Origin of the sequence: Thalassomonas sp. M1454 (genome assembly GCF_007097525.1) — a bacterium.
In the GTDB taxonomy this organism is placed as follows: domain Bacteria; phylum Pseudomonadota; class Gammaproteobacteria; order Enterobacterales; family Alteromonadaceae; genus Thalassotalea_A.
The window spans coordinates 59,644-84,968 of the sequence record NZ_VKDD01000009.1 but is presented as its reverse complement, the minus strand read 5'-3'; the positions used below and the strand labels follow the sequence as shown (position 1 = coordinate 84,968).

The following is a 25,325-nucleotide window of genomic DNA, read 5'->3' as shown; positions in this document are numbered from 1 at the left end:
CATAAAAATTGCTATAAGTAATATATACAGATGAAAAGGCTTACTTCGGTAAGCCTTTTTTAATGCCTAAATTACTGGTCAACAAAGGGTATACCATACCTGTACCACCACACTAGGTACACTATAGAACACCACTCCAACCATACTGTACTAGTCCACCTAAACGACCCTAACTTTACCGCAGGAGATTTACCTATGGGATTTATCCGTGCGTACTTGCGCGTCAGTACTACTGAACAAGATGTGCTTCGTGCCAAAGCCGAGATTAAAGCGTTCGCTAACAGCCATGGCCAGCAGATATCAAACTACTACTTGGAGCAATTCACTGGAACATCACTTGACCGCCCCGAGCTTAACCGATTGTTATCTGATGTTAGTGCCGGCGACATAATCTTAATTGAATCTGTAGACCGAATTAGTCGCTTGAAGAATGACGACTGGCTAAGACTGAAAAACATTATTGAAGCCAAAGGTGTCAGTGTTGTTGCGTTAGATCTACCGACTAGCCACATAGCGTTAAAACAACAGGATAGCGGTGATGATTTTGTTGCGGCCGTACTTAAGGCTGTCAACGGTATGCTACTTGATATTCTGGCGGCAACAGCAAGAAAAGACTATGACCTTCGACGCAAGCGAACATTGGAAGGTATCGCCAGAGCCAAAGCCGCTGACCCAAATAAGTACCAAGGCAGGCGAAGAAATCAAACCTTGTGGTTATCGATTAAAAAACTACTGAATACCAAACATACCTACACCCAAATCCAACAAATCACTGGCGCAAGTCGTATGACTATTGCAGCTGTTGCTAAAGAACTAAAAGGAGAAAATATTAGTGAAACCAATTAAACCGGTACACCTAAAACGAGTTGTCGATTTTATGCATAGCAACGACGATTACTATGGCGGCCGAGAACTTAGATACTTGTTCACCAATAACTTAAGCAAGTTTATCCAGTTACTTGATGAAGCCGTTAAGTCAGCCGAAGTCGTACCTACCATTGTCATACCGTTTTACAGAGAATTGTGCCAATTGCACGACATACAACAATTAGCAAACAAAGAGGAAGATCCCATGAAATCACGTAACCCAAACAATAACCAAGTAAAAGAGCCATCGTTCGTATTTATCGTAGTTAATGCAGTCAAGTCAGCATTCGACAACCTTAAGTCATTTCTTAACCGTAACATTAAAAAAGCACAGTTCATCGGTGCAGCAGTAGTCGCAGCAACTATCGCTAAATTCGCTGGAGTTAACACCGGATTCATCATGGCAATTGCCGCACTCAAGGGGAAGGGCCTAATGAATTCACTCACGGGTCTTGGCACTAATGCAGTTGAACTCTTCGTTAAAGCTAAAGCCTTTGTTATTGATAATGCCGATGGGGTATTCGCGTTGGTAAAAGCATACGGTAACCTACTGCTGAGCAAAGCTGTTCAAGTGAAAGACCTAGTGATTGCTAAGGTGAAGCAACTCGTTAACTGGTTTACCGGAGCTGTAATACTTGATGAGCATGAATACGCACAAGCAGCTTAATAGCTATTTACCCAGGGCATAGGCCATGCCTTGGGTTCAATAATACAAACCATAGGTGACTTATGAGATTACTAACCTTTATTGAAAACGCGCTCGATATTATTTCGCCCAAAGTAACTAACATCGCCGAAACGGTTGCCAAAGTAGCCAGTGTATTTGCAAGCCTAGCTTGGCTCGTAACGCAGGCGTTAAGTTACCTTCGTGGCAAACTAAATTAACCGGAGAATCTAATGGACTACATTACAACAGGGCCGCTAACAGCCGAACAAGTACTGGAGAAAGCGATTGAAGTAATCGATGCCCGGTATTGCGCTGGCGCAACGTTCACCAGTTCGAAATCAACTAAAGATTACTTTAAGCACAAGCTTGGCGCATACGAGAAAGAGGTGTTTGCCATAATGTTTATGGACAACCAGCATGCACTGATTGAATACAAAGAGATGTTCTTCGGCACCATTGACGCTGCTGCAGTGTATCCGCGAGAGATAATAAAGCACGCACTCAAGGTGAATGCTGCGGCCGTAGTTTTGGCCCACAATCACCCATCTGGCATTAGTGAAGCATCACTCGCCGATAAACAAATCACGCAACGTATAGTTAAAGCTCTGGCGCTAATCGATATCCAAGTATTAGACCATATCATTATTGCTAAAGAACCATTGTCATTTGCCGAATCAGGCTTACTGTAACCAAAACAAAATAACCATAGGAATAACATTATGAAACTGACCTTTAACCAAGGGCAGCGTTTTGCTGTACCTGCAACATTAACCACACTGTTAAATACTGAACTATCTAAGTTCGACAAAGTTGAACCGGATGTTAACGCCATCACCTTTAACTTTCGTGACGATGACTACTCGGCTGATGCTGGCGGTTTTCACCCCGTAGAGATTCGATTAGTCAATAGCAACGACTTGTGGCAATTCGAGTATATAACCGACTTTAGCTTTCAGGGTGCATACCCTGAGCTCGTTAAAGACATCGATGTGTGTTTTCTAACAGGGCAAATTTACACGCTTTACAGTGGTTGCCTAAATGGTGAGGGGGCCCGAGAGCTTATCGATTTGTTCTTAACGAACTTCATCAGTTACCTGGAGATGAATATCTTCACGGTTACCGTGAGTTTTGATTAGCGGAAAACCTTCAAATAAGCACTGTTAATTATTTTATCAAAGGAGTAGGCGCCCCAGGTTGCCCGTTTATGTACGGTTAACTTTCTGGGGCAAAATTAAACTAATTAGTAAAAATCACTTTCGAGCAAGAACTTAACGCCAATTTTACCATACTTAGACTCTCTGTAATTTAGATTTTTCCTATTAATAAGGAGTTACAGGCTAACTAACCAAAAGCTCGTTAGTTTTATGATTACTCAACTTGCCATGTTCAAGTCGAAAAACTTGCTCTGTTTTTTCAATAGTTTCTTGTCTATGTGCAATCAAAATACGAGTCATAGGCAAATATTGGATTTGCTCACTTATTTTTGCTTCATTGTCTTTGTCTAAATGACTAGTGGCCTCATCCATAAATAATAGACATGGAGATTGATAAAGGGCGCGGGCAAGCAATATCCTCTGCACTTGTCCACCAGAAAGGTTTGAACCCATATCGCCAACTAAGGCGTTGTAGCCCATAGTCATTTGGGTAATATCTTCGTGAATAGCAGCCAGCTTTGCGCATTTCTCTATTTTCAGGAGGTTAGGTTGAGGGGCGAAAAAGCAGATGTTGTCAGCAATAGACCCAGCAAGTAAGGTATCATCCTGCATCACGGCAGCTACATGCTTTCGGTAATTTTTTATGCCTAATTGGGTTATATCTTTGCCATCTAATAAAACTTTACCGGACGTAGGTTGCAATAAACCAAGCATTAATTTCATTAAAGTGCTTTTTCCACACCCGGATGGCCCTGTAATAGCAATTGACTCACCTGAATTAATGGTTAGATTCAGGTTGTCCAGAATATTGGGCTCGTCATCACTATAGCTAAAGCAGATATTTTGTAATGATAACTGTCCTTTTGGGGGGGCAATAACGTCCATCCCATCACGATTAGTTTCTTCAGGATGTAAGGCAATATCGGCAATTCGGTCAAGGTGTAAGCGCATCATTTTAAATTGAATTATTTGCTCTATTAAATTAGCAAAACGCTCTGTCAATTGCCCTTTGTAAGCGATAAAAGCCAGTACCATACCGACAGACAGGGTATTCGCCATTACCAGTATAGCAGCTAGGTAAATTACGACGACATTCTCCAAACCAAACAGTAATTTATTCATTGAGTCAAAGCTGATTTTTAATCGCCCCAACTTTATTTCAGCATTAATAACTTCTGCATACCGGTTCTGCCAAATACCTTGCCGCTGGGATTCATTGCCAAATATTTTGATGGTTTGAATGCCACGAATATTTTCTAAAAAGTTACTTTGCTCTTTTGCAGAATTTTGGATCATTTCTTCAGTGGCTTGATGAAGAGGACGGTATAGCGCTAATCTAACAATGGTATATAAGGATATTGCGACTAAAACGACAACAGTTAACTTTACCGAATACAGTAGCATCATCATTAACACGCCTAAAGACATCACACCGTCAACAAGTGTTTCAGCAAAGCCTGTGGTTATACGCTCACGGATTTGAGTCAATGAACCAAAGCGGGAAACTATATCGCCAATGTGCCGTGATTCAAAAAAATTCATGGGAAGGCGTAATAAATGGCGCAGTAAATTTATACCCATTTGCATATTAAGCAAGCTTGAAAGTCTTAGTACGAGCCAGCTGCGAACAGCATTTGTGACTGTGCTTACAATGCAAATTAAGGTGAAACCCAGAGCTAGTATCGTCAATAGAGAATGGTCGTAACTAATTAATACTTCATCCACTACCCATTGCATATAATAAGGCGTCATTAAAGCAAATAATTGCAAAACAATAGAAAGGCCAACTAATTTAGTTAACCCAACTTTTAAACCTGAAACTCGACTCCAAAGTTGAGTGAATTTCATTTTTGTCTTTTCTTTTTTAATTTCAAACTTGCTAGTAGGTGTTAACTCTAAACATATACCTGTAAAGTGCTTACTGAATTCTTGAAAATTAAGTGTTCGCTTCCCTATAGCCGGGTCATTAATAGTAAACTTTGATTTTGTATTTGAAGTGGATACATTGGTTAATACAACAAAGTGATTCAAGTCCCAATGCAAAATGCATGGTAGGGTAAGCTTATTAACCTCTTCAACGGGGCATTTTAGAGCCCTACTTGCTAAACCTAAACTATCCCCTAATTCAATTACTTGCTCTAAATCCATCCCTTTCAGGTTAGATGAAACACGTTTACGCATTGTTGACATGTCGATTTGATGACCGTGATAATGAGATATCATTGCCATGGATGCTAAAGCGCACTCCGCAATTTCTGATTGCAATATTAAAGGTACGGATTTTAAGAGAGAAAATTGAAGAAGGTTTTGTTCTGTTGGTTTGTTCATTGCACAACCTTACTGGCAGAATGTAGGTAATATTAGTTTTATTTCTAAATTTGTAACAACAAGACCGGAGTACTTAATTAACGTAAAAATCATTATACTTGTTAAAATTATGAGGCTTTATATCGCTAACATGCTGCCCGATAAGGCAACATGTTAGTTCAATGTTGAAGTACTTTTTATTTAAGTATTAACTTCAATGTTTTTGTCAATCATAGCTTTTGTCATGTATGCCCATACACCCCAGATGACAGGTGCAACGCCACCACTTACTTGCTTTATTTCTTTCTTGTTTAATTCTCGCATTTTACGATTCTCCATTTAGGCACTTTAGTTTTGCCTAGTTAATTAAATCTCAGCGCTTGTGTTAGCGCTGAGGTGACATAGAGAGCTCTTATTACCTTTAATAGTAAGCTCACTGTTTTATTCACTGCTTCAAGAAAACCTCAAAGCAGATGAATTTTTCACTTACAAGTTACTAGCTAATTCTACCTGTAAGACTATAAATAGGCTCTAAAATCCACTCAATTAAGCTTCTTTTGTCCAATAAAATATCAGCCTTAAATAACATGCCGCTTTTAAGTGGGAAGCCCTTACCGTAAGCGTGTATTTGTTGTACATCTAAACTCGCCTTTATACGATATACAGGCTCTAGTATTTTTATTGGAAACTGAACATCATTAGACATTATAAGGGCTTTATCAATTTGAAAAATTTTACTTTTTATAAAACCAAAGCGCTGATAAGGAAAAGCATCGAAGCGTAGATGTGCAATATGGCCTTGTTCAACAAAGCCTGCCGATCTGGTTGGTAATAATAGTTCTGCGATAAGTTCAGAACCTTCAGGCAATATATTCAATAAAGGTTTGTTTTGTTTTAAAGTTTCACCTGCTACAACTTGAATTCCTGTAATGGTACCTGAATGGCTAGCCGTGACAGTGTACTGGTGATTACTTTTGATTTTTGATATCTGTTGTTGAACTTCCGATTTTTGTCGTCTTACATTATTTATATGTAAAGCATACTCAAGTGGAATACTTTCAATATTAAATAAAATCTGCGATTTATCTCGTTCATGCTTCAAAAGTAATCGCACTATATTTTGTTTTTCTTGTTTTGCTTCAATTAAATTTTGTTGACGGCGTTCTGTTTCTATATTTGATAAGTGGCCGTTATTATTAAGTTGGTTGAATTGTTCTTGCTGTTTATTTAATAAGTGAAGTTTTTCATTTATCAAATTCAATTGATTTGTAATTTCTGGCTTTTCACTATTTAAGATACTAAGTAGGACTTTTGAATTTAATAGTTCTTTTTCTTGTAGGGCTATGTAACGTGATATTTCTTCACTAAGTAATTTTTCTTGATTTTTTAGTTGAACAATTGATTCCTCACTTACATCCAAGCCGTCAGTATTGTTTTTTCGTACGGTGATAGATACTAGTGGTTGCCCCTTTTTAACAAAATCCCCATCATTGACCAATAACTTCTCAATTGTTCCACCCTGAACAGCGTAGCTCTTTATCACTCCTTTGTTAGGTACTATAAAGCCACTAACAGTTTCTTTTCGAGTATATTCAGCATTAAATAAAAACACTACAATTAGAGCTGCGATAGCTACTAAAATCGATGATGTCAACCTAATTGAAAGAGGTTGGGTGAGAATTATTGTACCATTTAAGCGCTCTTCCTGATGAGCTATAGCTTCTTTTCTAAATAGGGACATTTTTGTACTAAAAATCAATTTAAATCCATGATTGGCAAAAGAGTATATGTTATATAAATGATAATCAATGATTAATTGAGTGTAGCTAACTGAGTGTTTAAGGATTGGCCTATATGTTTTTTTTTTGTACTGAAAATGGTTTTTTTCAACAAAATCCAAGCTAATAATTCTATTATACCGGATGGGACCTTATGCTCGATTTATTTGTAACACACCTGTTCCACAAACTGATACACAAACAGGCAGGGTTCCTATATAGTTAATGTACTTTTAACTGGTGTCACTAAGTTGAATATTGAGTTGTGCGGTAAGAGCGCACCGGGCGGCTGGTAACAGTCCGCAGCAGGGTAAACTCCACCCGGAGCAAGACCAAATAGGGTTCCTTACGGCGTGGCTCGCGTTGGAACCGGGTAGGTTGCTTGAGCCTAGAAGCGATTCTAGGCCTAGACGAATGATTGTCGCATCGAAAGATGTAACAGAACCCGGCTTATACGGCTAACTCACTAAATTTACAGAAAGCTCTACATCGCAAGATGTAGAGCTTTTTTGTTTTCTAATTTTCTTAATACCTGAATTATATTAACAACTTAGGTTATTGCCGATATACTAATTAAAATAATAAATTTCGGTCAAACTTTCTATGTCATTATTGCCTCGTTTTTATAAAGCTTTTCTATATATTTCTTTGTTTTTCTCTGGCTTTGCGCATGGTGAAACGATAAAACACATTTTTTTAGCCCTTGATGAGTCGCGCCATCAATTGCTCTTGGTTGATCAATTTAATCCTGAAAATGATTGGACTATAGAGGTTGGTCGCAATCGAGATATGCAATTAATTGCTGGCAACAAAATTCTTATTAGTAAGCCTAAGGGCTATCAAGAATACAATCTAGCCGATGGTAGTTTGGCTAAAGAAGTAAAGTTTGGCTCAGGTATAGCGTCTATTATCCGTAACCATGATGGTAGTACTTATTTAGCTAATAAACAGAAAATTTGGCTTTTAGATAACAATGATAAATTAATCGCAACATTGCCCATAAATATGGGCAAATATATGCGTTTATTGCGAATCAATAAGCAAGGGAACTATCTATTTACTGGTGCTGAAACTGTGATAAAAGAAGCCGATAAGCAAGGACAGATTGTGCGCGAATTTGATTTGAAACTTATCGCTCCTGCCACTAAAAAACCTTATTTTGCACTAGAACTTAAGAATGATAACTATTTGGTTTCAACTGGATATGGGGCAAGTTTGTTAGAAATTAACAAGCAAGGTGAGTTAATTAAAGTAATCGGCGGAAGAGGGACAAACCCTGATGTGTTATATAACTTTTTCGGTGCAGTAACTCTATTAGATAATGGTAATGTAGTTGTGGCAAATTGGACTGGGCATGGTAAAAATGACAGTGAAAAAGCGCCGCAAATACTAGAGTTTGATTCTGCAGGTAAATTAATTTGGCAATGGCATGACCCTGTAAGAGCTGGCTCAATTCATTCTGTCGTTGTTTTGAAATAATATCTCTAAAAATAAAAATAAAAATAAAAATAAAAATAAAAAATGTAGGTATAAAAGTGTTTGTTTTGGAAGTTTTTTGTCAACTTAAAAAGTTGTTGTCGGTGCTGAGCACTATTTTCGTAGTGTATTTTGTCATCTGTAGCCAGTTAGTTTTTGCTAACGATAGTAAGGTCTTTGCTTTTAACCAAGATTATGATGTTGATAATATTACTACGCCAATATCTTGGTTAGATACTAAAGCCGCGCTTAGTGCTGTAGGCTTGCACCGTGGTGTTGTCTTTGCTCCTCTTGGGGCTGATGGCGGAGGTGGGCAAGGCGCGGGTGCTTTTGTGCTAATAAATATTGACGATCCTAAAGCGCCAAAGCAAGTATTTGACAGCCGCGATTATCCTGATATTTACCATGAGCCATCGAGTGACCAATATGTTGGTCACTTCGCTGAAATTCATGCATTGGCTTTTCATAATGATTACGTATTAATTTCTACTCGTAGCGTTAACAATGCAGGGTTTGTGATTTTAGATTTAGCCCCGTTTTTTGATAATGATCCTAAAACCATCCCTCGTATCGTTTCTACTTATACTTATCCTAGTCAAAAAAAACCTACCAATTATGATGGCTATTCATTCTCTCCTGTTTGGCAAGGAGGGCGTTATGTTTATGCCCCTATTGGTTCAAATGGTCTTTTTGTAATTGACACAACAGACTTAACGGCTCCTAAAACAATTGCACACCTTCCTAAGTCAGGGCTTTACAATGAAACATTACGATCAGCTCATGTTATTGGTGATTTATTAATATTAAGCCCCGCGGCTGTAGCTGTTCGAGATGTTAAAGTTGTTTTTGTTGATGTTACTCGTCCGGCGAATCCAAAAGTAATTACTAATCATACGGTAAATATTGGCTACCAGGGCTTTGTTTATGGTTCTAGCTTTTATGGCGGCGGAACTCGTAATAAGAGCAATGAAGCTAATATTATGAACAAGCCGGTGGAATCGAAAATTATTCGTTATGACTTTTCAGATCTTAACAATATTAAAGAATATGTTCTTGCTACAACAACCAGATTAAAAAAGCCGGAGTATGGATATGCTATTGATGACCATTTGTATCTAGGGCATTACCCAGGTTTAAGTAAGTGGCATGTTCAAGGCAATAAAGCGACCCATGTTACAGATATAAATCCGAAATACCCTGAAGCCGATGACTACGCTTTTATTTCTCCAATCGGAAACTTAGCTGTGGTTACTAGTGATCACAATGTAAAAAGTCGATTTAATATTGGCATTCATGCAAAACAAGCTGATAAAACAGGGCCGTCTTTACGATATATTTTACCTGAAGATGGCACTAAAGGCGTTGCATTAGACAGTAAAATAGGTATTTCATTTTCTGATTTTATTGATGCTAATAGCTTATCTGAGTATAGCTTAACTTTACGTAAACTTGGCTCTAACAAACCTGTTCCAGCAGGCTATAGTCATACTGCAGGTGTGGTAAATATTGTTCCTAAGTTAGCGCTAGAGAAGAACACCACATACGAAGTCGTTGTTAATGATGCTGCTGAGTATAGATTATCTGATCAAGTCGGTAACTTCTTTGCCGGCAATAAACGCCTTGCTACCTTTTCTACAGGAGAATATGTCGGTAAATTTAACGCGAGTATTAATCATCAATCGCAAATAGAGTTAGGCCATACCAGCAAATTTAAGGCACAGGCTTTATATACAGGTAATGATTTATCGTTTGAGTATTCGTGGAATTTTGGAGATGGAAGCCCAGAGACTAACTTTTCTAGTAAAGCAGAGGTTGAGTATCAATATGCTGCAGCTGGAAATTTCATCGTTACTTTAACAACGCGTATAAAAGGCGTAGAGCAAACTCTACAAACAACGGATAAAACAACAAGTATCCAAACCATTTATATGCCTTTACATAAAAATAAACCAAAGCAAAGCAGTACCTTAGCATTTGATGATGACGCTAAACGTCTTTATGTAGTTAATCCCGACAACGATACTTTAACGGCAATAGATGACACTAATCTAGATGTACTTTTTGAGGTTAAAGTTGGTAAAAATCCTTCATCGTTAGCAATTAATAAAAATCAAATATGGGTAACTAATAAGAAAGCGGACACTATTTCGATTATCAATAGCGATACGGCGGAATTAATTCATACGATTGCTTTAGATTATGGTAGTGAGCCTCACGGCATAGTAATTCTATCTAACCAACAAAAAGCATACGTTGCTCTAGCGCAGAAAGGGCAAGTACTTGAGATAGATTTAGCAAGCTATAAAGTTAGCCGAAAAGCTGACGTTCATGGGACTTTAAGACACATAGCTTATGATGCAAAACATAAGCAACTCATAATTCCTGAGTTTAGAGTTGAAGGAAATGTCGGAGCTAGTATCAGCTTTATTGACCAAACAAGGATGCAGGTAACCAAATCAATTGAATTGGCGCCAAGTTTAAATCCTGATGGATTAAATAATGGTAAGGGCGCAGCTAATTATTTGGGCGCCATGGCAATTAACCCAACCTATAACGATGTTTGGATTCCGGCTAAAAAAGATAATATCTATAGGGGGATGAAACGTGCTGGCGAAGCGTTAAGTTTTGATCATACAGTGCGTAGCATGGCAGCAAAAATTGAATTAGGAAATCAACAAGAAAACTTTGAACAACGCTTAGATTTTGACAATAGCGATATGGCTACAGCTGCGGTTTATAGCCCTAATGGTAATATGGTTTATTTTTCCACCTTAGGGTCTAGTACTATTTGGGCTGTTGATAGTTACGGTAAACATAATAGTTTCTCTTTTGATTCTATGGGCTTATCTCCTATAAGTATGGTTATCAGCGATGATGGCAGTAAACTCTACATTCATAATTTCTTATCACGTAGTGTCGCAGTATTTAATAGCACTAAAGATATCATTGGCTCCGGTGATATCGATTTTGTTAAAAGCATTAGCACGGTAAAAACAGAAAATCTTGTGCCAGAGGTACTTGCCGGCAAGAAAATATTTTATGACTCTCGCAGTCCTAGCCTCTCGCAAGAAGGTTACATGAGCTGTGCATCTTGCCATTTTGATGGTTCACACGATGGACGCATTTGGGATCTAAGCCAAATGGGAGAAGGCTTTAGAAATACGATTGATTTATCAGGTCATGCTGGCCTTGCTCATGGGCCTTTACATTGGACTGCAAATTTTGATGAAGTTCATGATTTTGAAATACAAATTAGAGAGTTAAATCAAGGCACAGGATTGATTACTAAAAGCTATTCTGCAGTGAAAGCTGCCTACGCAAGTAAAAAATCAGGAGTTAGTGTTTTTTTAGATCAACTTAATGATTATGTTACCTCCTTAGATACCTATCCTCGCAGCCCTTATCGTCAGAACAATGGCGAGATGACAGCAACAGCACTTAATGGCAGGCAGCACTTTATTGATTTAGCTTGTTATCAATGTCATCGCACTGAGCATTTAACCGATAGTACTATTGGCCGTCTACACGATGTTGGAACTTTAGGTAAAAACTCTGGCCAACGTTTAGGCGCTAAATTAACAGGTTTAGATACGCCAACACTTATTGGCTTATGGCAGAGTGCGCCTTATTTACACGATGGCTCTGCTGCTAATTTATTAACTGCAGTAGCCAGACATAATGACATTAGTGTTCTTGATAGTTCTGAGCAAGCAGAGCTTGAAGCATTTCTGTTACAGCTAGAGCAAGGGGATGATATTAAACACAATGAAGTTGCTAGCAATTTAATATCAGCAATTGAACAGCCCTTAGCATTTACCGATAATGAGTATAATTTTGAAGTATTGCAAGAAGGTGATCACAAACTTGCTATCGGTGAAATAGCGATTAAAAATAAAGATGTAAAAGATATTTCATACTATATCGTTGCGGGTAAAGATGCCGGTCTATTCTCTGTTGATAAGCCCTCTGGCAAAGTCTTTTATAAAGGTCGAAACTTATTTAATCAAGCCAGTTATCAATTTGACGTTATTGCTGAAAATAGTGACAAATTCGTGCAAACAGCTAAGGCAAGCGTAACCGTTGCACACACATTTACCGCCCCTGAAAAGGTTACTGGTATTAGTTATGAACTTAAAAAAGGGCAGTTTCAGTTAACTTGGACGCATATCAAACATGCTAATGAATATGAGATCCTCGCAGGAACCAGTAAAGATCAATTAAAACCGATTAAATCACTTTACACTTATAATAAATATAAAATTGGTAAGCCGATAACAATTGGTTTAGGCGGGCGTTTTAACAATCGTAAAGTGGATTATTATATTCAGATCAATGCATCCAATCATCGCAGCCAAAATGGCCCAACAAGTAGTAAGTTATTTAAACTTGAACTTTAGTTTCAGCAAGATTTTTTAGTTCAGTTCATAACTATGAACTGAACTATATTACCAACCCCATTAATTTTCTGTATTTAATATGAAAAGTAATTGCGATTTAGCATATTAAATATAAATTCAATAATAATTTGATGTATAGACTCTTTTATTTTTTAAGTTAATAGGTAAATATACCGTAAAATAATAACTTATCGAAATGGAGTTCTTTTGAAACAACTTAGTCATCTTATAGTTTGTTTATTTAGTTTTTACTTTATATTCTCTTTGCCAGTAAATGCTAATATTAAAACCGCACCAAATTTACCTGTTGAATCATTCTTTAAATATACCGACTTTAGTGGTTTGGAAATCTCCCCTACCGGCGAGTATTTAGCCGCAAAAGTTCGAATGGATGGAGCTTTACGCTTAGCCATTATGGAGACTAAAACTAATAAAATATTATCCATAAATCATTTTGGTGATGAGAATGATGTAGGAGTAATTGATTGGGTTTCTGATGATCGAGTCATTGTTAAAATGTACACCAGAGTTGGTCCATTAGACCAACCGGCTGATACAGGTTTTTTATTTGCAGTTAATGTCGATGGTTCAAAAAAAAGACAGCTAATTCCCACTCCTGCTAAACCAGGTAAAGCTGTCGGTAGAAGAGCAATATCACAACTTATCGATATTCTACCGGACGAAGAAAAATATGTACTGATGTATATTCGTAACAGCGCTTACTCAACCATATATAAAGTTAATACATTTACCGGACACCAACGAGAGTTTGCCAAAAGCAATGAAGCAAATTCTTCAATTGTTTTAGATCATGATAATGTTATTCGATACTACATTCATTGGCAGTACGACGAAGATACCGATATTAATACACGTACATTTTATTATCGTGCAAGCAAAGATGAAGATTGGCAGTTACATAAAACTATTGTAGATAAAGAGTCTGAAAAAAGAGGTAATTCAACTTTTAAAACTATTGATATTGCCGCTGATAATAAGCAACTTTATATTCAAACGGAAAAAGGTATTGAATTATACAATCCAGACAGCAAAAGGTTTAAAACTATCTTACCGCTTGAGGGAGATGCAGAGGTAACGTCTAAACTTTATTCTACAGATTTTAATAACTCAGTATTGCTCGGCATAAAAAGAATGCCTGGATATATTGAAACCAGTTACCTTACTAACGATCACCCAGATGTGAATATTCGTAAAAGTTTATCTGCAGCATTTCCAAATAAAGAAGTTGTGTTAAAGGGACGAACCAAAGATGGTGCAACTATGTTGGTTTATGTATATAGCGATAAAGTTGCCGGCGAATACTATTTATTTGATACTAAGAAAAATTCCTTATCTTTCTTGTTAAGTAAAGCGCCAGAGCGCAAAGAAAGTGATTTTGCAGATATGAAACCATTTAGTTTTATTGCTCGAGATGGTTTAGAAATTCGCGGTTATCTCACTTTACCTAAAGGTAAGTCTAAAAACCTACCATTAGTGCAGGTTGTACATGGTGGCCCTTATGGAGTAACTGATGATTGGGGCTATGATGGTGAGGCTCAATTTTTTGCCAATAAAGGTTATGCCGTAATGCAAGTTAACTACCGCGGCTCTGGTGGTCGAGGTAATCGTTTCCATTATGATCACTATCTTAAAATGGGTAAGGAGATGCAAGACGATCTTACTGATGCGGTTCACTGGGCAATTAAAGAAGGTATTGCAGATAAAGAAAAGATCTGTATCTATGGCGCAAGTTACGGTGGTTATGCAGCCTTAATGGGCGTGGTTAAAGAGCCAGACTTATATAAGTGTGCTGTACCATATGTAGGTGTGTACGATATCGCTATTCAAAAGGACAAGAGTGATACCCGGTTATATGATGCTGGTAGACGATTTTTAGAAAGAGCTTGGAATGCCTATGATGAAGAATTCGTTAAAGAGCGTTCTCCTATTTATCATTTAGATAAGCTTAAAGCGGCTTTATTTTTTGTCCATGGCGCAGTTGATAGAAGGGTTCCTATTGAGCAATATGAAGCGGTATCTAAAAAGCTAGATGAAATGGGCTACCCATATGAATCACTTATTGAAGAAGATGAAGCTCATGGCTTTATAGACCAAGATAATCGTTATAACCTTTATCGCAAAGTGGAGCGCTTTTTAGCAAAGCATTTAAAAGATTAGCCTGATGAATCTTTATCAGCGTTAAATAGGAAGCCTACATTATTGTAGGCTTTTTTATGTGAACCACTACAGCTGATTTATAAAAATTCATTCTTTTGCTTAATTGCTGCGTTATATACAGCTTTAGCAACTTTATCATGTGCGTCTTTGTTTAATGAGGCTGGTACTAATGCGCCTTCTCGTGCCAAATTAGATAAAGTTTCAGATACGGCTATTTTCATTTGATGAGTGATCTCTATGACTCCTGCATCTAAGGTTCCTCTAAATAAACCAGGGAAAGCGAGCATGTTGTTTACTACCTTGCCGCAGGTGGCAAATAGGGCACCATTTTCTAACGCTACACTTGGCTCAATTTCAGGATCAGGATTAGTTAATGCCATTATTATTTGGCCTTCACGCACCATTTCAGGCTTTATTAAGCCTTTTACACCTGTTGTAGCAACTACAACGTCAGCTGTTGCCATAACTTCATCAAGGCTCATTGGATTACCGCCAAGTGAACGTAGTTTTTTCTGTGCGTCTTCATTTAAGTCGCAGCCGACAACTTGTTTTACCCCGTATTCAGAGAGTAAGTTACAAATGCCCATACCTGCTGCACCTAAACCAATTTGACCAAATACTTTCTCTTTTAAATCTACTCCAGATTGTTTGGTTGCTGAAAGAAGGGCGGCAAGCACTACCATGGCTGTACCATGTTGGTCATCATGAAATACCGGCTTATTTACTCGTTTTATTAACTCTTCTTCAATAGTAAAACACTCTGGTGCTTTAATATCCTCAAGCAAGATAGCCCCGAAAGATGGAGAGATTGCTTCAACAATTTCAATTATTTTAAGCGGATCTTTTTCTTTCAATAAGATAGGCACGCCTGACAAGCCGACTATTTCAGCAAGAATTGCAGCCTTACCTTCCATTACAGGTAATCCCGCTTCAGGTCCTATATCACCTAACCCTAAAATAGCAGTGCCATTAGTAACTATGGCTACGGTATTTTGAATGTTAGTAAATTCTTTAATTTTTTCAGGACTTTGCTGAATTGCTTGGCATACTCTGGCGACACCTGGCGTGTAAACATCACGCAAAATTTCTAATGAATCAATAGTAACCCTTGATATAGTTTGAATCTTCCCTTGTTTATGGCGATTAAAAACCCTGTCAGATTTACCGGTAATACAAGTTTCTGGTAATTGATTTATTTGCTCAAACAAGTCTTCAATACTAAGTGAGTCATCATATTCAACGGTTACTTCCCAAATTGTATCTTTATCGAGGCGTCTAACTGCATTTAAACCTTCAACAGTCGCACCAAAGCTGCCGATGACACCTAAAACTTTAGCCATGTAACCAGGCTTATGGGGAGCTTCTACTAGTAATATTTCTACAATGCGCATTTTAACCTCGATGTTAACAAGTTGTAATATTTTAGGTTAACAGGTTAGACCAGATCATAAAAGTAGACTAAAGGCTAAATTTAAATATTTTTTTCAAAAAAAATGCCCTATATAAATAGGGCATTGTTAATATAACTAAGTTGTATTTAACTCAACTTCTCTTGGACTAAAGCTGTTGCTGTATCATAGTCATAATTTTCAACGGCAGTTTGTAGGCTAACAAACCATTTTCTGCCGCCACTACTTTGTAGGCTTTGCTCATGAGCAATGAGATAGTCAGTGGTTTGCGTATCATAATCTTCAAGCATCGGCAGTAAGGTTTGTAATATTTCGCTAATATCGACGTTACTGCTTGTCGATTGTTGCGGGGTTGTTTGTTGCTTTAAATTTTCGAGTAATTCAGTTAGCTCTACAATTACTTTTTCCAAACTCATTTCTACTTCGAGTACACATGGAGTAGAAATACTACTGTTGAGCGCTTGCGCTTCTAATAAACTCGCTGAGTTTTGTAAATCAATAGCGCCAATATTTCCTGCTAAGCCTTTTAACGTATGAGCTAAACGCGTACTTAGCTCTATATCATTGTCTGTCATCGCTTGATTGAATTGCTCAGCAAAGTCTTTGTGGCCATGGACAAACTTGGCTAATAACTTCACATAAAGCTGCTTATCTCCCATAGTACGCTTTAAGCCGTCTTCAATATCTATAGTATTTAGGCGCTTAGGTAAATCAATATCAATTTGCAGATTATTACTAATAGCTTCACTATTATTGTTTGATTGAACCGAAATCCATTTAGCCATGGTCTGGAACATTAATGCGACATTGATTGGCTTAGGAATATGATCATTCATCCCACAAGCCAAAGCTTTTTCTCTATCACCTGACATCGCGTTTGCGGTCATCGCTATTATCGGAAGCTTGCTAAATTCAGGCATTTCACGCAATATTTTAGTTGCGGTATAACCATCCATAACCGGCATTTGACAATCCATTAATACGCCGTCGAATGTTACTTCTTTTAATATGTCGATAGCTTCTTGGCCATTGCTAGCAATAGTACATTTTATGTCGTTGTTGTTAAGTAACCCTTGAATTAGTTCTTGGTTAACTTCATTGTCTTCTACTGCAAGAATATTCGCCCCTTGGAGTAAGGCAATAGAGTCTTTCGATTTGTTTTGTCGTGAACCTAAGTCAATAGAGCTATGTTGATTTCGTCCCATAGCATCCATAATTGCATCATTTAACGAAGAGGCAGTTACTGGTTTGGTTAACACTGTTTCAACATTTAAATCTCCAAGTTGTAATTTGAGTTCCTCTTTACCAAAGGCTGTCACCATGAATATCTTAGGTGGATTTTTTAAGTCTAATTTATTTTCTATTATGGTTATGGCTTCAATACCGTCCATCGTTGGCATTTGCCAATCCATCAGAACCAGCTGATATGGTTTTGCCGCATCAGCATCTCGTAATAACACTAATGCTTGTGATGCAGATCCTACAGCGGTAACTTCATAGCCTAGAGTTTGCAGCATTTTTGAAAATATTTCTCTGGCATGAGTATTATCATCAACTACTAAAATTTTATTCAATTCAGAGATTGGTTTTAACGTCTTGCGCTTGCTTTCTTCTTGGCGAGTTAAGGTTATAGTAAATGAGAAGGTAGAGCCCTTACCTAATTCACTCTCTAATTCAATCTGGCCACCCATTAAATTGACTAACTTTTTAGAAATAGCTAACCCTAAGCCTGTGCCTCCGTGTTTACGGGTGGTAGATGCGTCTGCTTGAGTAAATGGTTGAAACAATTTATCTTGTTGATCTTGGGTCATACCAATACCAGTATCGGTAATGGCAAATTTTAATTCAACGTAATCTGAATTAATGAATTTACTGGTTATGCTGAGAATTACTTCACCTTCAGAGGTAAACTTAACGGCATTATTGGCTAGATTGATTAATACTTGAGTTAAACGAAGTGGATCACCAATTAAGTCCATTGGTAATTCTGGCTCTATATCAAACAGTAGTTCCAGTTGTTTTTCTTCAGCTTTAATGCTGACAAAATTAACTAAATTATCTAACGCATCACCTAAATTAAACTCAATGGTTTCTACGTCAAGTTTGCCCGCTTCTATCTTAGAAAAGTCTAAAATATCATTTATGATGCCAAGCAACGATTCAGCTGAACGATGAACTTTATCTACGTAGTTACGTTGTTTTCTATCTAAATCGGTTTCTAAAGCTAAATGTGACATACCAATAATGGCATTCATCGGGGTGCGGATCTCGTGTGACATATTCGCTAAGAAATCTGATTTCGCCTTATTTGCATCTTCGGCTGCTTTTTGTGCTTGTGCGTAATCTAGCTCTAATTGCTTGCGCTCAGTAATATCAATATGAACGCCAGAAATACGAATTGCACGATTGTTCTCATCGTATTCTGTTACCCGACCAATATCTAAAATCCAGTTATAATCGCCATGGAAGTTCTTAAAGCGAATTTCTTGTTTAAACTCTGAGGTACGTCCTTCAACACAATCTTTCATATGCAATTGTGCTGGCTCTCTGTCATCAGGATGTGATAATTGATTAAATACTTCACCACTATCGTCTATAGTAAACCATTCGTCTTTACTGTTGCTATTATCAACTTGTTTATAGCCTAATAAGTTTGCGCTTACTGAGTTTATTCTTGCAACTTTCTCATAAGGGTAAAGCTCCCAAAGACCAATTCGTGCGCCAAATGTTGCAGCATCAAGACGTTCCTGACTTTCTTTAATTAATTGTTCTTGCTCAGCTCTTTCGGTGATATCGCGCAACACGCCAATGTATACGATTTCATTATCTAATACGGTTTCTCGTACTGATAATTCTAATGGGAATAACTCATTATTTTTTCGTTTACCAAGAACACTTGCTGTTGAGCCTACAACTGCTGACTTTTTACCAGGATGATAATTACTTAAAATATCATCGTGTCTATGAGCAACGTCATCTGGTTGAATCACTTTTATATTTTCGCCGATAATTTCATCGCCACTGTAGCCAAATATTTTTTCGGCTGCTGGGCTAAAGTTTTGAATAATGCCCTTTTTATCAATAACGACTATGCCATCAGCAACACTGTCTAAAATAGTGCGGAATCTATTTTCACTTTCTAATAATTCATTTTGGAGCTTGATTTGATCAGTAATATCTACCATTACTCCATCAAAATAGACTTTCTCATTAGCGCTGTCTTCCAATGCTTTTGCTTTTAATTGCACGATCTTCTTATCATTATTACGATCAGTTAATTTAAGCTCGAGTAAAAATGGTTTTTCATCTTTAATTGATTTTTGTACTAATAAATCTAAACGCTTTTTGTCTGCACTACTGATAAAGTTTTCAATTTGCTGTGTCGCTTTTTCACCTATAAAGTCACTGGCAGGAAACCCGGTAATTTCGACAATTTTTTCACTAATAAATACTAAGTTATTTTTTTGTTTTACCGGGGCATTTGTTTTTGTTTCAAAACGAAATACGGCTCCTGGAATATTGCCAACCATTGAGCGAAATTGTTTTTCATTATGTGATAAACGCTCTAATGCACTTTCCCGCTCGGTGACATCAACTAATGAAATTCTTATTTCTTGATTATCAGAAGATGGAATTGCGGATGTAGAAACGGTAAGAATTTTACCACTTTTATGCAGAATATTTATCAATACATCTTTTTGGCTTAAGCCTGAAAATGCCTGCTTAAATAACTTGTGGCCAACGTCTGCTAAATCGCAATTTTTAGCATCACAACTCGGTAATAGTTCCCCCCAATGCAGATGTTCAAATTCATCACGATCTCTGCCGGTAAGTTGAGCAAAGACATTATTGTGTTTATTAAATTTACCCGAATTTAAAATAGTTGCATGCGCAACCGGTGAGTTTTCGTAAAGATCCCATAAGCGACTTTCTCTATCAGATAGTTTCTTAGTTCTTTCTTTAACTCTTTGCTCAAGCTCAATGTTGGAGCGACTTAAGCGGTTGTTCATTCTTTTTAATATATTTAAAGCGGCATTGCCAAGTAAAAACGTTAAGATCACAATAGCTAGTAGTACAGCGCTGATAGTGAACCTAAGTTCTTGATAGCCTTTTTGAACTTCTGCGACATCTATTTCTGAAATAATGCCGAAACCTAAATCATCATTCCAACGCCAAGAACCGATCACTTCTTGACCACGATAGTCTCTATAACCTGTATCACTAGACCCATTATTTTTAGCCAATACGTTTTTAACACTAGCAATGAAGCTGAGCGGTTTGTTAGTTTGCTGTAGAGGTTTTTCAGCTGTAAGAGCGTGGCCGGGATCTACTAAGGTAAAGTTTAATATGCTTGATTCTCCTCCTGCTAATAAGCCTATTTCGGCTAATTGGCTTTCAAATCGACTCGGAGAAATCATTTGTCCTTTCGCATTTACAAAGTAAGTCTCTCCTGAAACACCTACTCGACTTGTTGATGCAAAATTATAAAACTCTTTAAATGGATCAATACGTATGGTCATTGCCGCAATAACATTACCTTGCTCATCGTTTATTGGGCCGGCGATAAACATGGTCGTATTGTGAGCACCTAAACCTTTTTGTATGTCATGTAATGATACATCTGACTTTATTGGTGGCACTAAAACCGTTTCATTGTTAAATACACGAGCCAATAGGTTAGGGCGCTGCAAGTGAATAATATTAGTTTCACCTAAGTTACTATCACGTTGTGAAGCGTAGTTTAATTTATCTTTAGAAATAATAAAAAAACCAATATTTTTATATTCTTGCGGTAAGTTTTGGTGGTACTGGCGAAGCTCTGAGAGTGGGTAGCTTCTAGTTATCTGTTCAGGTGGAAGCGCTAATAAACGCTCGGTTAATCGTTTGATTTTAGGATCTGAAGTTAGTGTGTTTAGTAATAACTTACGGTCTTCAAGCCATACTTGTAATGACGATTCTGTGGCTTCAGATACGGCTTGCAAAGAAGCAACAGCTTGTATATTTATTTGCTGCTTTATTCTGTCTAAACCATAACTAATAATAAATAAAACAATGATGGCAAAGATAGAAAGAGCACCAGTGATCAGCTGTCTAGAGCGTTTGTTATTAAGAATATCTACGGCTTCTTTATGGGCTTGGTTTCTAAGTTTTTTTACAACAAAGATTAAGCCGACGATCAGCAAAACAACTAAAGCAATTAACGATTCGTTATTCATACAAAAAATCAATAAGTTATTAATATTCTTATCATAGCAGTAACAAATGCCAAGTCCATTAAATTTCTGCTCATTGAGTCTTTTTATAAAACAAAAAAAGCACAGTAAAAATACTGTGCTTTAGATTGAGGCAATAGCTTAAAGCTAATTGTTTGAATTATGATTTAGCAGCTTTAGTTGCTTTATAATAGTTAATTAAATTTTGAGTTGAACTATCGTGCTTGCCATCAATAACATCCGACTTAAGTTCATCGTAGATGTTATTGGCTAAGCCTTTACCTAACTCAACACCCCATTGGTCAAAAGAACATATTTGCAATAAGATTCCTTGAGTAAAAATCTTATGCTCATATAAGGCAATTAAACTACCAATAGAGCGTGGCTCTATTTGGTCCATTAAAATCGTGTTAGTTGGGCGATTACCTTTATGCACTTTATGTGGAGCAACTTTATCAATGTATTCTTGATTGCGTCCTTTTGCTTTCAAATCAGCGCGTACTTGCTGTTCATCAACACCACCCATTAGTGCTTCTGTTTGTGCAAAAAAGTTAGCCATTAATGTATCGTGATGGCCTTTAACAGGAGTAACTGATGCGACAGAGCCAATAAAATCAGCTGGTACAACGTTATTACTTTGATGCAAGTACTGATAAAAGGCATGCTGACCATTAATACCTATTTCACCCCAAATTGAAGGTACGGTAGGGTAGTCCACTTCATCACCTTGCCAGTTAACCGACTTACCATTACTTTCCATCTCTGCTTGTTGTAGATAAGCCGTTAATTTATGCAATGGTTGGTCATAAGGTAATATAGCTTGTGATTGCGAACCTAAAAATGTGCAATTCCATAAGCTTAATAGAGCCATAATTACTGGTGCATTTTTTTCTAAAGGCGCGGTTTTAAAGTGTTGGTCTACTTCGTAAGCACCTTCGAGTAGCTCGACAAATTTGTCAAAACCTAAATCAAGAGCAATTGGTAAGCCGATTGCTGACCACAATGAAAAACGACCACCAACCCAATCCCACATATCAAAGATATTCTCTTCTTCAATACCAAATTCGCAGGCGGTTGCTTTATTTGATGACACTGCCACAAAATGTTTACCGATGGCTTTTTCATCAAATGCAGATGTTACCAACCATTTCATTGCCGTTTGGGCATTGGTCATGGTTTCGGTGGTAGTAAAGGTTTTACTCGAAATAATGAATAAGGTGTTTTCAGGATCAAGAGGTCTTAAAATATCAGCAATTTGAGTACCATCAACGTTAGATACATAATGCACCCTAACACTTTGATCGCTGTAGTGCTTTAAGGCTTCAGTCACCATCTGTGGCCCTAAATTAGAACCACCAACACCAATATTAACCACATCTTTAATGCGTTTACCTGAATAGCCTTTCCAAGTTCCCGTTCTAATACGTTCGCTGAAGTCTTTAATTTGAGCTAATGCAGCTTGTACTTTTTCGGTAAGGTTTTCACCTTCAACAATTAAAGGAGTATTTGAACGATCTCGCAGAGCCACATGCAATACGCTACGATCTTCAGTGGTGTTAATACGCTCACCACTGAACATCTTTTCGCGCCACTGCTCTAATTCACAGTCTCGAGCAAGAGTAAAAAGCTTTTGCATGGTATCGCTGGTGATCAAATTTTTTGAGTAATCAAATAAAAATGAATCTGAGTTTAACGAAAACTCATTAAAACGATTTGCATCTTTACTAAACAAGTCCTTCATGTGTTGAGTTTTCATTTCAACAGCATGTTTTTGCAATGCTTGCCAACTTGGTAGTGAAGCTCTGGAGGTCATGGTAATAATCCTATTTATTGATAAGCGCTAATGTAGTATTAACAACATTTTCTACTGTAAAACCAAAGTGTTCTAATAGCACATTGCCAGGTGCTGACTCGCCAAAAGTTTCCATGCCAATTACGCGACCCTTACGGCCAACGTACTTGTACCAAAAATCTTTATGAGCGGCTTCAACAGCAACGATATTATTAACCGAGCTTGGTAGAACAGCTTCTTGATATGCTTCATCTTGAGCATCAAATACATTGGTACTTGGCATAGAAACTACGCGAACGTTATGACCTTGAGCCGTTAATTGATTTGCAGCTTCAATGGTAATCGTCATTTCAGAGCCGGTAGCAATTAAAATTGCATCTGGAGTACCAGCACAATCTTGTAAGATGTAACCACCTTTAGAAATATTCTCAACTTGCTCAGCATTACGTACTTGGTGAGTTAAACCTTGGCGTGAGAATACTAATGCAGTTGGTGCATCTTGATTCATGATTGCCGCTTTCCAAGCAACAGCACTTTCGGTTGCATCACATGGACGCCATGTTGTTAAGTTTGGTGTTAAGCGCAGGTTAGGAACTTGCTCTACCGGTTGGTGAGTAGGACCATCTTCGCCTTGGCCAATTGAGTCATGGGTGTAAACGAAAATATTTTGAATGCCCATCAACGCTGACATACGTACGGCATTACGAGCGTATTCCATAAACATTAAGAAGGTTGCACCATAGTTAATGAAACCGTCATGTAACGAGATACCATTCATTATGCCACTCATACCAAATTCACGTACGCCGTAGAATAAGTAGTTACCTGAAGCATCATCTGCACTAATGCCTTTTGAACCAGACCATAGTGTTAAGTTAGAGCCAGCTAAATCGGCAGAGCCACCTAATAATTCAGGTAATAATGGCGCAAATGCTTCAATTGAATTTTGTGATGCTTTGCGAGATGCAACATTAGCCATACTAGCTTGTGATGCTTGAATAAACTCATCTGCTTTTTCGGCAAAATCGCTTGGTAAATCTTTGCTAATTACACGACGTTCAAATTCTGCTGCTAATTCTGGATGAGCGTTTTTGTATTCAACAAATGCTGCTTCCCATTGCGCTTGGCGATCAACGCCTTGCTGCTTTTTATCCCAACCAGCATAAACTTCATCAGGAACAACGAAAGATTCTTTCTCTTCCCAGTTTAAAAATTCGCGCACGGCAGCAACTTCGTCATGACCAAGAGGGGCACCGTGACAATCATGGCTACCAGACTTGTTTGGAGAGCCAAATCCAATCACAGTTTTACAACAGATCATTGTTGGTTTGCCTGTTTCTGCTTGTGCCGCTTTAATCGCATTGCTAATAGCAACAGGATCGTGACCATCAACGTCACTAATTACATGCCAGCCGTAAGATTTAAAACGTGCAGGGGTATCATCCGTAAACCAACCTTCAACTTCACCGTCGATTGAAATACCATTGTCATCCCAGAATGCGATAAGTTTACCTAAACCTAAGGTACCAGCTAATGAACAAGCTTCGTGTGAGATACCTTCCATTAAACAACCATCTCCTAAGAAACAGTAGGTAAAGTGATCAACGATATCGTGACCTGGTTGGTTAAATTGTGCTGCTAAGGTTTTTTCTGCAATTGCCATACCTACAGCATTAGATATACCTGCGCCTAATGGGCCCGTTGTTGTTTCTACACCCGGTGTGTAGCCATATTCTGGGTGACCAGGGGTTTTTGAATGTAATTGACGGAAGTTTTTAATTTCTTCGATAGGTAAATCATAACCTGATAAATGTAGTAGCGAGTAGATAAGCATAGAGCCGTGACCGTTAGATAAAATAAAACGATCTCGGTCAGGCCAGTTTGGATTTTCAGGGTTATGTTTTAAAAAGTCATTCCATAACACTTCGGCTATGTCAGCCATGCCCATAGGTGCGCCCGGATGGCCTGAATTTGCTTGTTGAACAGCATCCATAGATAACACTCTGATGGCGTTAGCTAGTTGTTTACGTGAAGTCATTAAGATTACTACCTGCAGTTTATGTTTTAATTGCTTCTATTATTGTTCG

Annotated in this window: 15 protein-coding genes; 8 read left to right on the top strand and 7 right to left on the bottom strand. The window is 37.7% G+C overall.

The window, feature by feature from the left end; all coding sequences use genetic code 11:
- Positions 1 to 195 precede the first annotated feature (195 nt).
- The 5 genes from FNN08_RS15370 to FNN08_RS15355 all read left to right on the top strand — a co-directional run bounded on the left by FNN08_RS15370 (position 196) and on the right by FNN08_RS15355 (position 2,670).
- On the top strand, positions 196 to 846 hold the full coding sequence (locus FNN08_RS15370; protein ID WP_143587365.1) for a recombinase family protein: 651 nt from the start codon (positions 196 to 198) through the stop codon (positions 844 to 846).
- Positions 833 to 1,534, top strand: coding sequence for a hypothetical protein (locus tag FNN08_RS15365; protein WP_143587363.1), 702 nt, complete (start codon positions 833 to 835; stop codon positions 1,532 to 1,534). Before FNN08_RS15370 ends, FNN08_RS15365 begins: the two co-directional genes overlap by 14 nt.
- 62 nt (positions 1,535 to 1,596) lie before the next feature.
- Positions 1,597 to 1,752, top strand: a complete 156-nt coding sequence (locus FNN08_RS16385; RefSeq protein ID WP_185962690.1) for a hypothetical protein — start codon at positions 1,597 to 1,599, stop codon at positions 1,750 to 1,752.
- A gap of 12 nt (positions 1,753 to 1,764) precedes the next feature.
- Entirely contained in the window at positions 1,765 to 2,223 is a 459-nt protein-coding gene (locus FNN08_RS15360; RefSeq protein ID WP_143587361.1) for a JAB domain-containing protein, read from the top strand.
- 30 nt (positions 2,224 to 2,253) lie between these two features.
- Positions 2,254 to 2,670 carry a DUF2787 family protein gene (locus FNN08_RS15355; protein WP_143587359.1) on the top strand — a complete coding sequence of 139 codons (417 nt, stop codon included), beginning with the start codon at positions 2,254 to 2,256 and terminating at the stop codon, positions 2,668 to 2,670.
- A gap of 201 nt (positions 2,671 to 2,871) precedes the next feature.
- On the opposite strand, the gene FNN08_RS15350 is transcribed toward FNN08_RS15355, so the two are convergent.
- From FNN08_RS15350 to FNN08_RS15340, 3 genes are all read right to left on the bottom strand, one after another.
- Positions 2,872 to 5,016 (bottom strand): peptidase domain-containing ABC transporter, encoded by a 2,145-nt coding sequence (locus FNN08_RS15350; protein WP_143587357.1) that lies wholly within the window; start codon positions 5,014 to 5,016, stop codon positions 2,872 to 2,874.
- 180 nt (positions 5,017 to 5,196) lie between these two features.
- The gene (locus FNN08_RS15345; RefSeq protein WP_143587355.1) at positions 5,197 to 5,334 is read right to left on the bottom strand and encodes a class IIb bacteriocin, lactobin A/cerein 7B family; all 138 of its coding nucleotides are present in this window, start codon (positions 5,332 to 5,334) and stop codon (positions 5,197 to 5,199) included.
- 157 nt (positions 5,335 to 5,491) lie between these two features.
- Positions 5,492 to 6,895: an HlyD family efflux transporter periplasmic adaptor subunit gene (locus FNN08_RS15340; protein ID WP_260679368.1), complete on the bottom strand. Its 1,404-nt coding sequence runs from the start codon at positions 6,893 to 6,895 to the stop codon at positions 5,492 to 5,494.
- Positions 6,896 to 7,376: 481 nt separating this feature from the next.
- Here FNN08_RS15340 and FNN08_RS15335 point away from each other — a divergent pair, with 481 nt between their 5' ends.
- From FNN08_RS15335 to FNN08_RS15325, 3 genes are all read left to right on the top strand, one after another.
- A complete protein-coding gene (locus tag FNN08_RS15335) occupies positions 7,377 to 8,252 on the top strand; it encodes a hypothetical protein (protein WP_143587353.1) in 876 nt (291 codons plus the stop codon).
- 65 nt (positions 8,253 to 8,317) lie between these two features.
- Positions 8,318 to 12,646, top strand: coding sequence for an Ig-like domain-containing protein (locus FNN08_RS15330; protein WP_143587351.1), 4,329 nt, complete (start codon positions 8,318 to 8,320; stop codon positions 12,644 to 12,646).
- 207 nt (positions 12,647 to 12,853) lie between these two features.
- Complete coding sequence (locus FNN08_RS15325; RefSeq protein ID WP_143587349.1) at positions 12,854 to 14,824, top strand: alpha/beta hydrolase family protein; 1,971 nt, start codon at positions 12,854 to 12,856, stop codon at positions 14,822 to 14,824.
- Positions 14,825 to 14,901: 77 nt separating this feature from the next.
- Here the strand turns inward: FNN08_RS15325 and FNN08_RS15320 are convergent, their stop codons facing one another.
- From FNN08_RS15320 to tkt, 4 genes are all read right to left on the bottom strand, one after another.
- Positions 14,902 to 16,215, bottom strand: a complete 1,314-nt coding sequence (locus FNN08_RS15320; RefSeq protein WP_143587347.1) for a malic enzyme-like NAD(P)-binding protein — start codon at positions 16,213 to 16,215, stop codon at positions 14,902 to 14,904.
- 146 nt (positions 16,216 to 16,361) lie between these two features.
- Positions 16,362 to 21,449: a PAS domain S-box protein gene (locus tag FNN08_RS15315; RefSeq protein WP_143587346.1), complete on the bottom strand. Its 5,088-nt coding sequence runs from the start codon at positions 21,447 to 21,449 to the stop codon at positions 16,362 to 16,364.
- A gap of 157 nt (positions 21,450 to 21,606) precedes the next feature.
- A complete protein-coding gene (pgi, locus tag FNN08_RS15310; RefSeq protein WP_143587344.1) occupies positions 21,607 to 23,259 on the bottom strand; it encodes a glucose-6-phosphate isomerase in 1,653 nt (550 codons plus the stop codon).
- A 10-nt stretch (positions 23,260 to 23,269) separates the two neighbouring features.
- Positions 23,270 to 25,276, bottom strand: coding sequence for a transketolase (gene tkt, locus FNN08_RS15305; RefSeq protein WP_143587342.1), 2,007 nt, complete (start codon positions 25,274 to 25,276; stop codon positions 23,270 to 23,272).
- Positions 25,277 to 25,325: the final 49 nt, after the last annotated feature.

Coding starts and splice junctions, on each gene's coding strand:
- FNN08_RS15370 (WP_143587365.1), top strand. CDS start 196: ATGGGATTTATCCGTGCGTACTTGCGCGTCAGTACTACTGAACAAGAT.
- FNN08_RS16385 (WP_185962690.1), top strand. CDS start 1,597: ATGAGATTACTAACCTTTATTGAAAACGCGCTCGATATTATTTCGCCC.
- FNN08_RS15360 (WP_143587361.1), top strand. CDS start 1,765: ATGGACTACATTACAACAGGGCCGCTAACAGCCGAACAAGTACTGGAG.
- FNN08_RS15355 (WP_143587359.1), top strand. CDS start 2,254: ATGAAACTGACCTTTAACCAAGGGCAGCGTTTTGCTGTACCTGCAACA.
- FNN08_RS15350 (WP_143587357.1), bottom strand. CDS start 5,016: ATGAACAAACCAACAGAACAAAACCTTCTTCAATTTTCTCTCTTAAAA.
- FNN08_RS15345 (WP_143587355.1), bottom strand. CDS start 5,334: ATGGAGAATCGTAAAATGCGAGAATTAAACAAGAAAGAAATAAAGCAA.
- FNN08_RS15335 (WP_143587353.1), top strand. CDS start 7,377: ATGTCATTATTGCCTCGTTTTTATAAAGCTTTTCTATATATTTCTTTG.
- FNN08_RS15320 (WP_143587347.1), bottom strand. CDS start 16,215: ATGCGCATTGTAGAAATATTACTAGTAGAAGCTCCCCATAAGCCTGGT.
- FNN08_RS15315 (WP_143587346.1), bottom strand. CDS start 21,449: ATGAATAACGAATCGTTAATTGCTTTAGTTGTTTTGCTGATCGTCGGC.
- pgi (WP_143587344.1), bottom strand. CDS start 23,259: ATGACCTCCAGAGCTTCACTACCAAGTTGGCAAGCATTGCAAAAACAT.
- tkt (WP_143587342.1), bottom strand. CDS start 25,276: ATGACTTCACGTAAACAACTAGCTAACGCCATCAGAGTGTTATCTATG.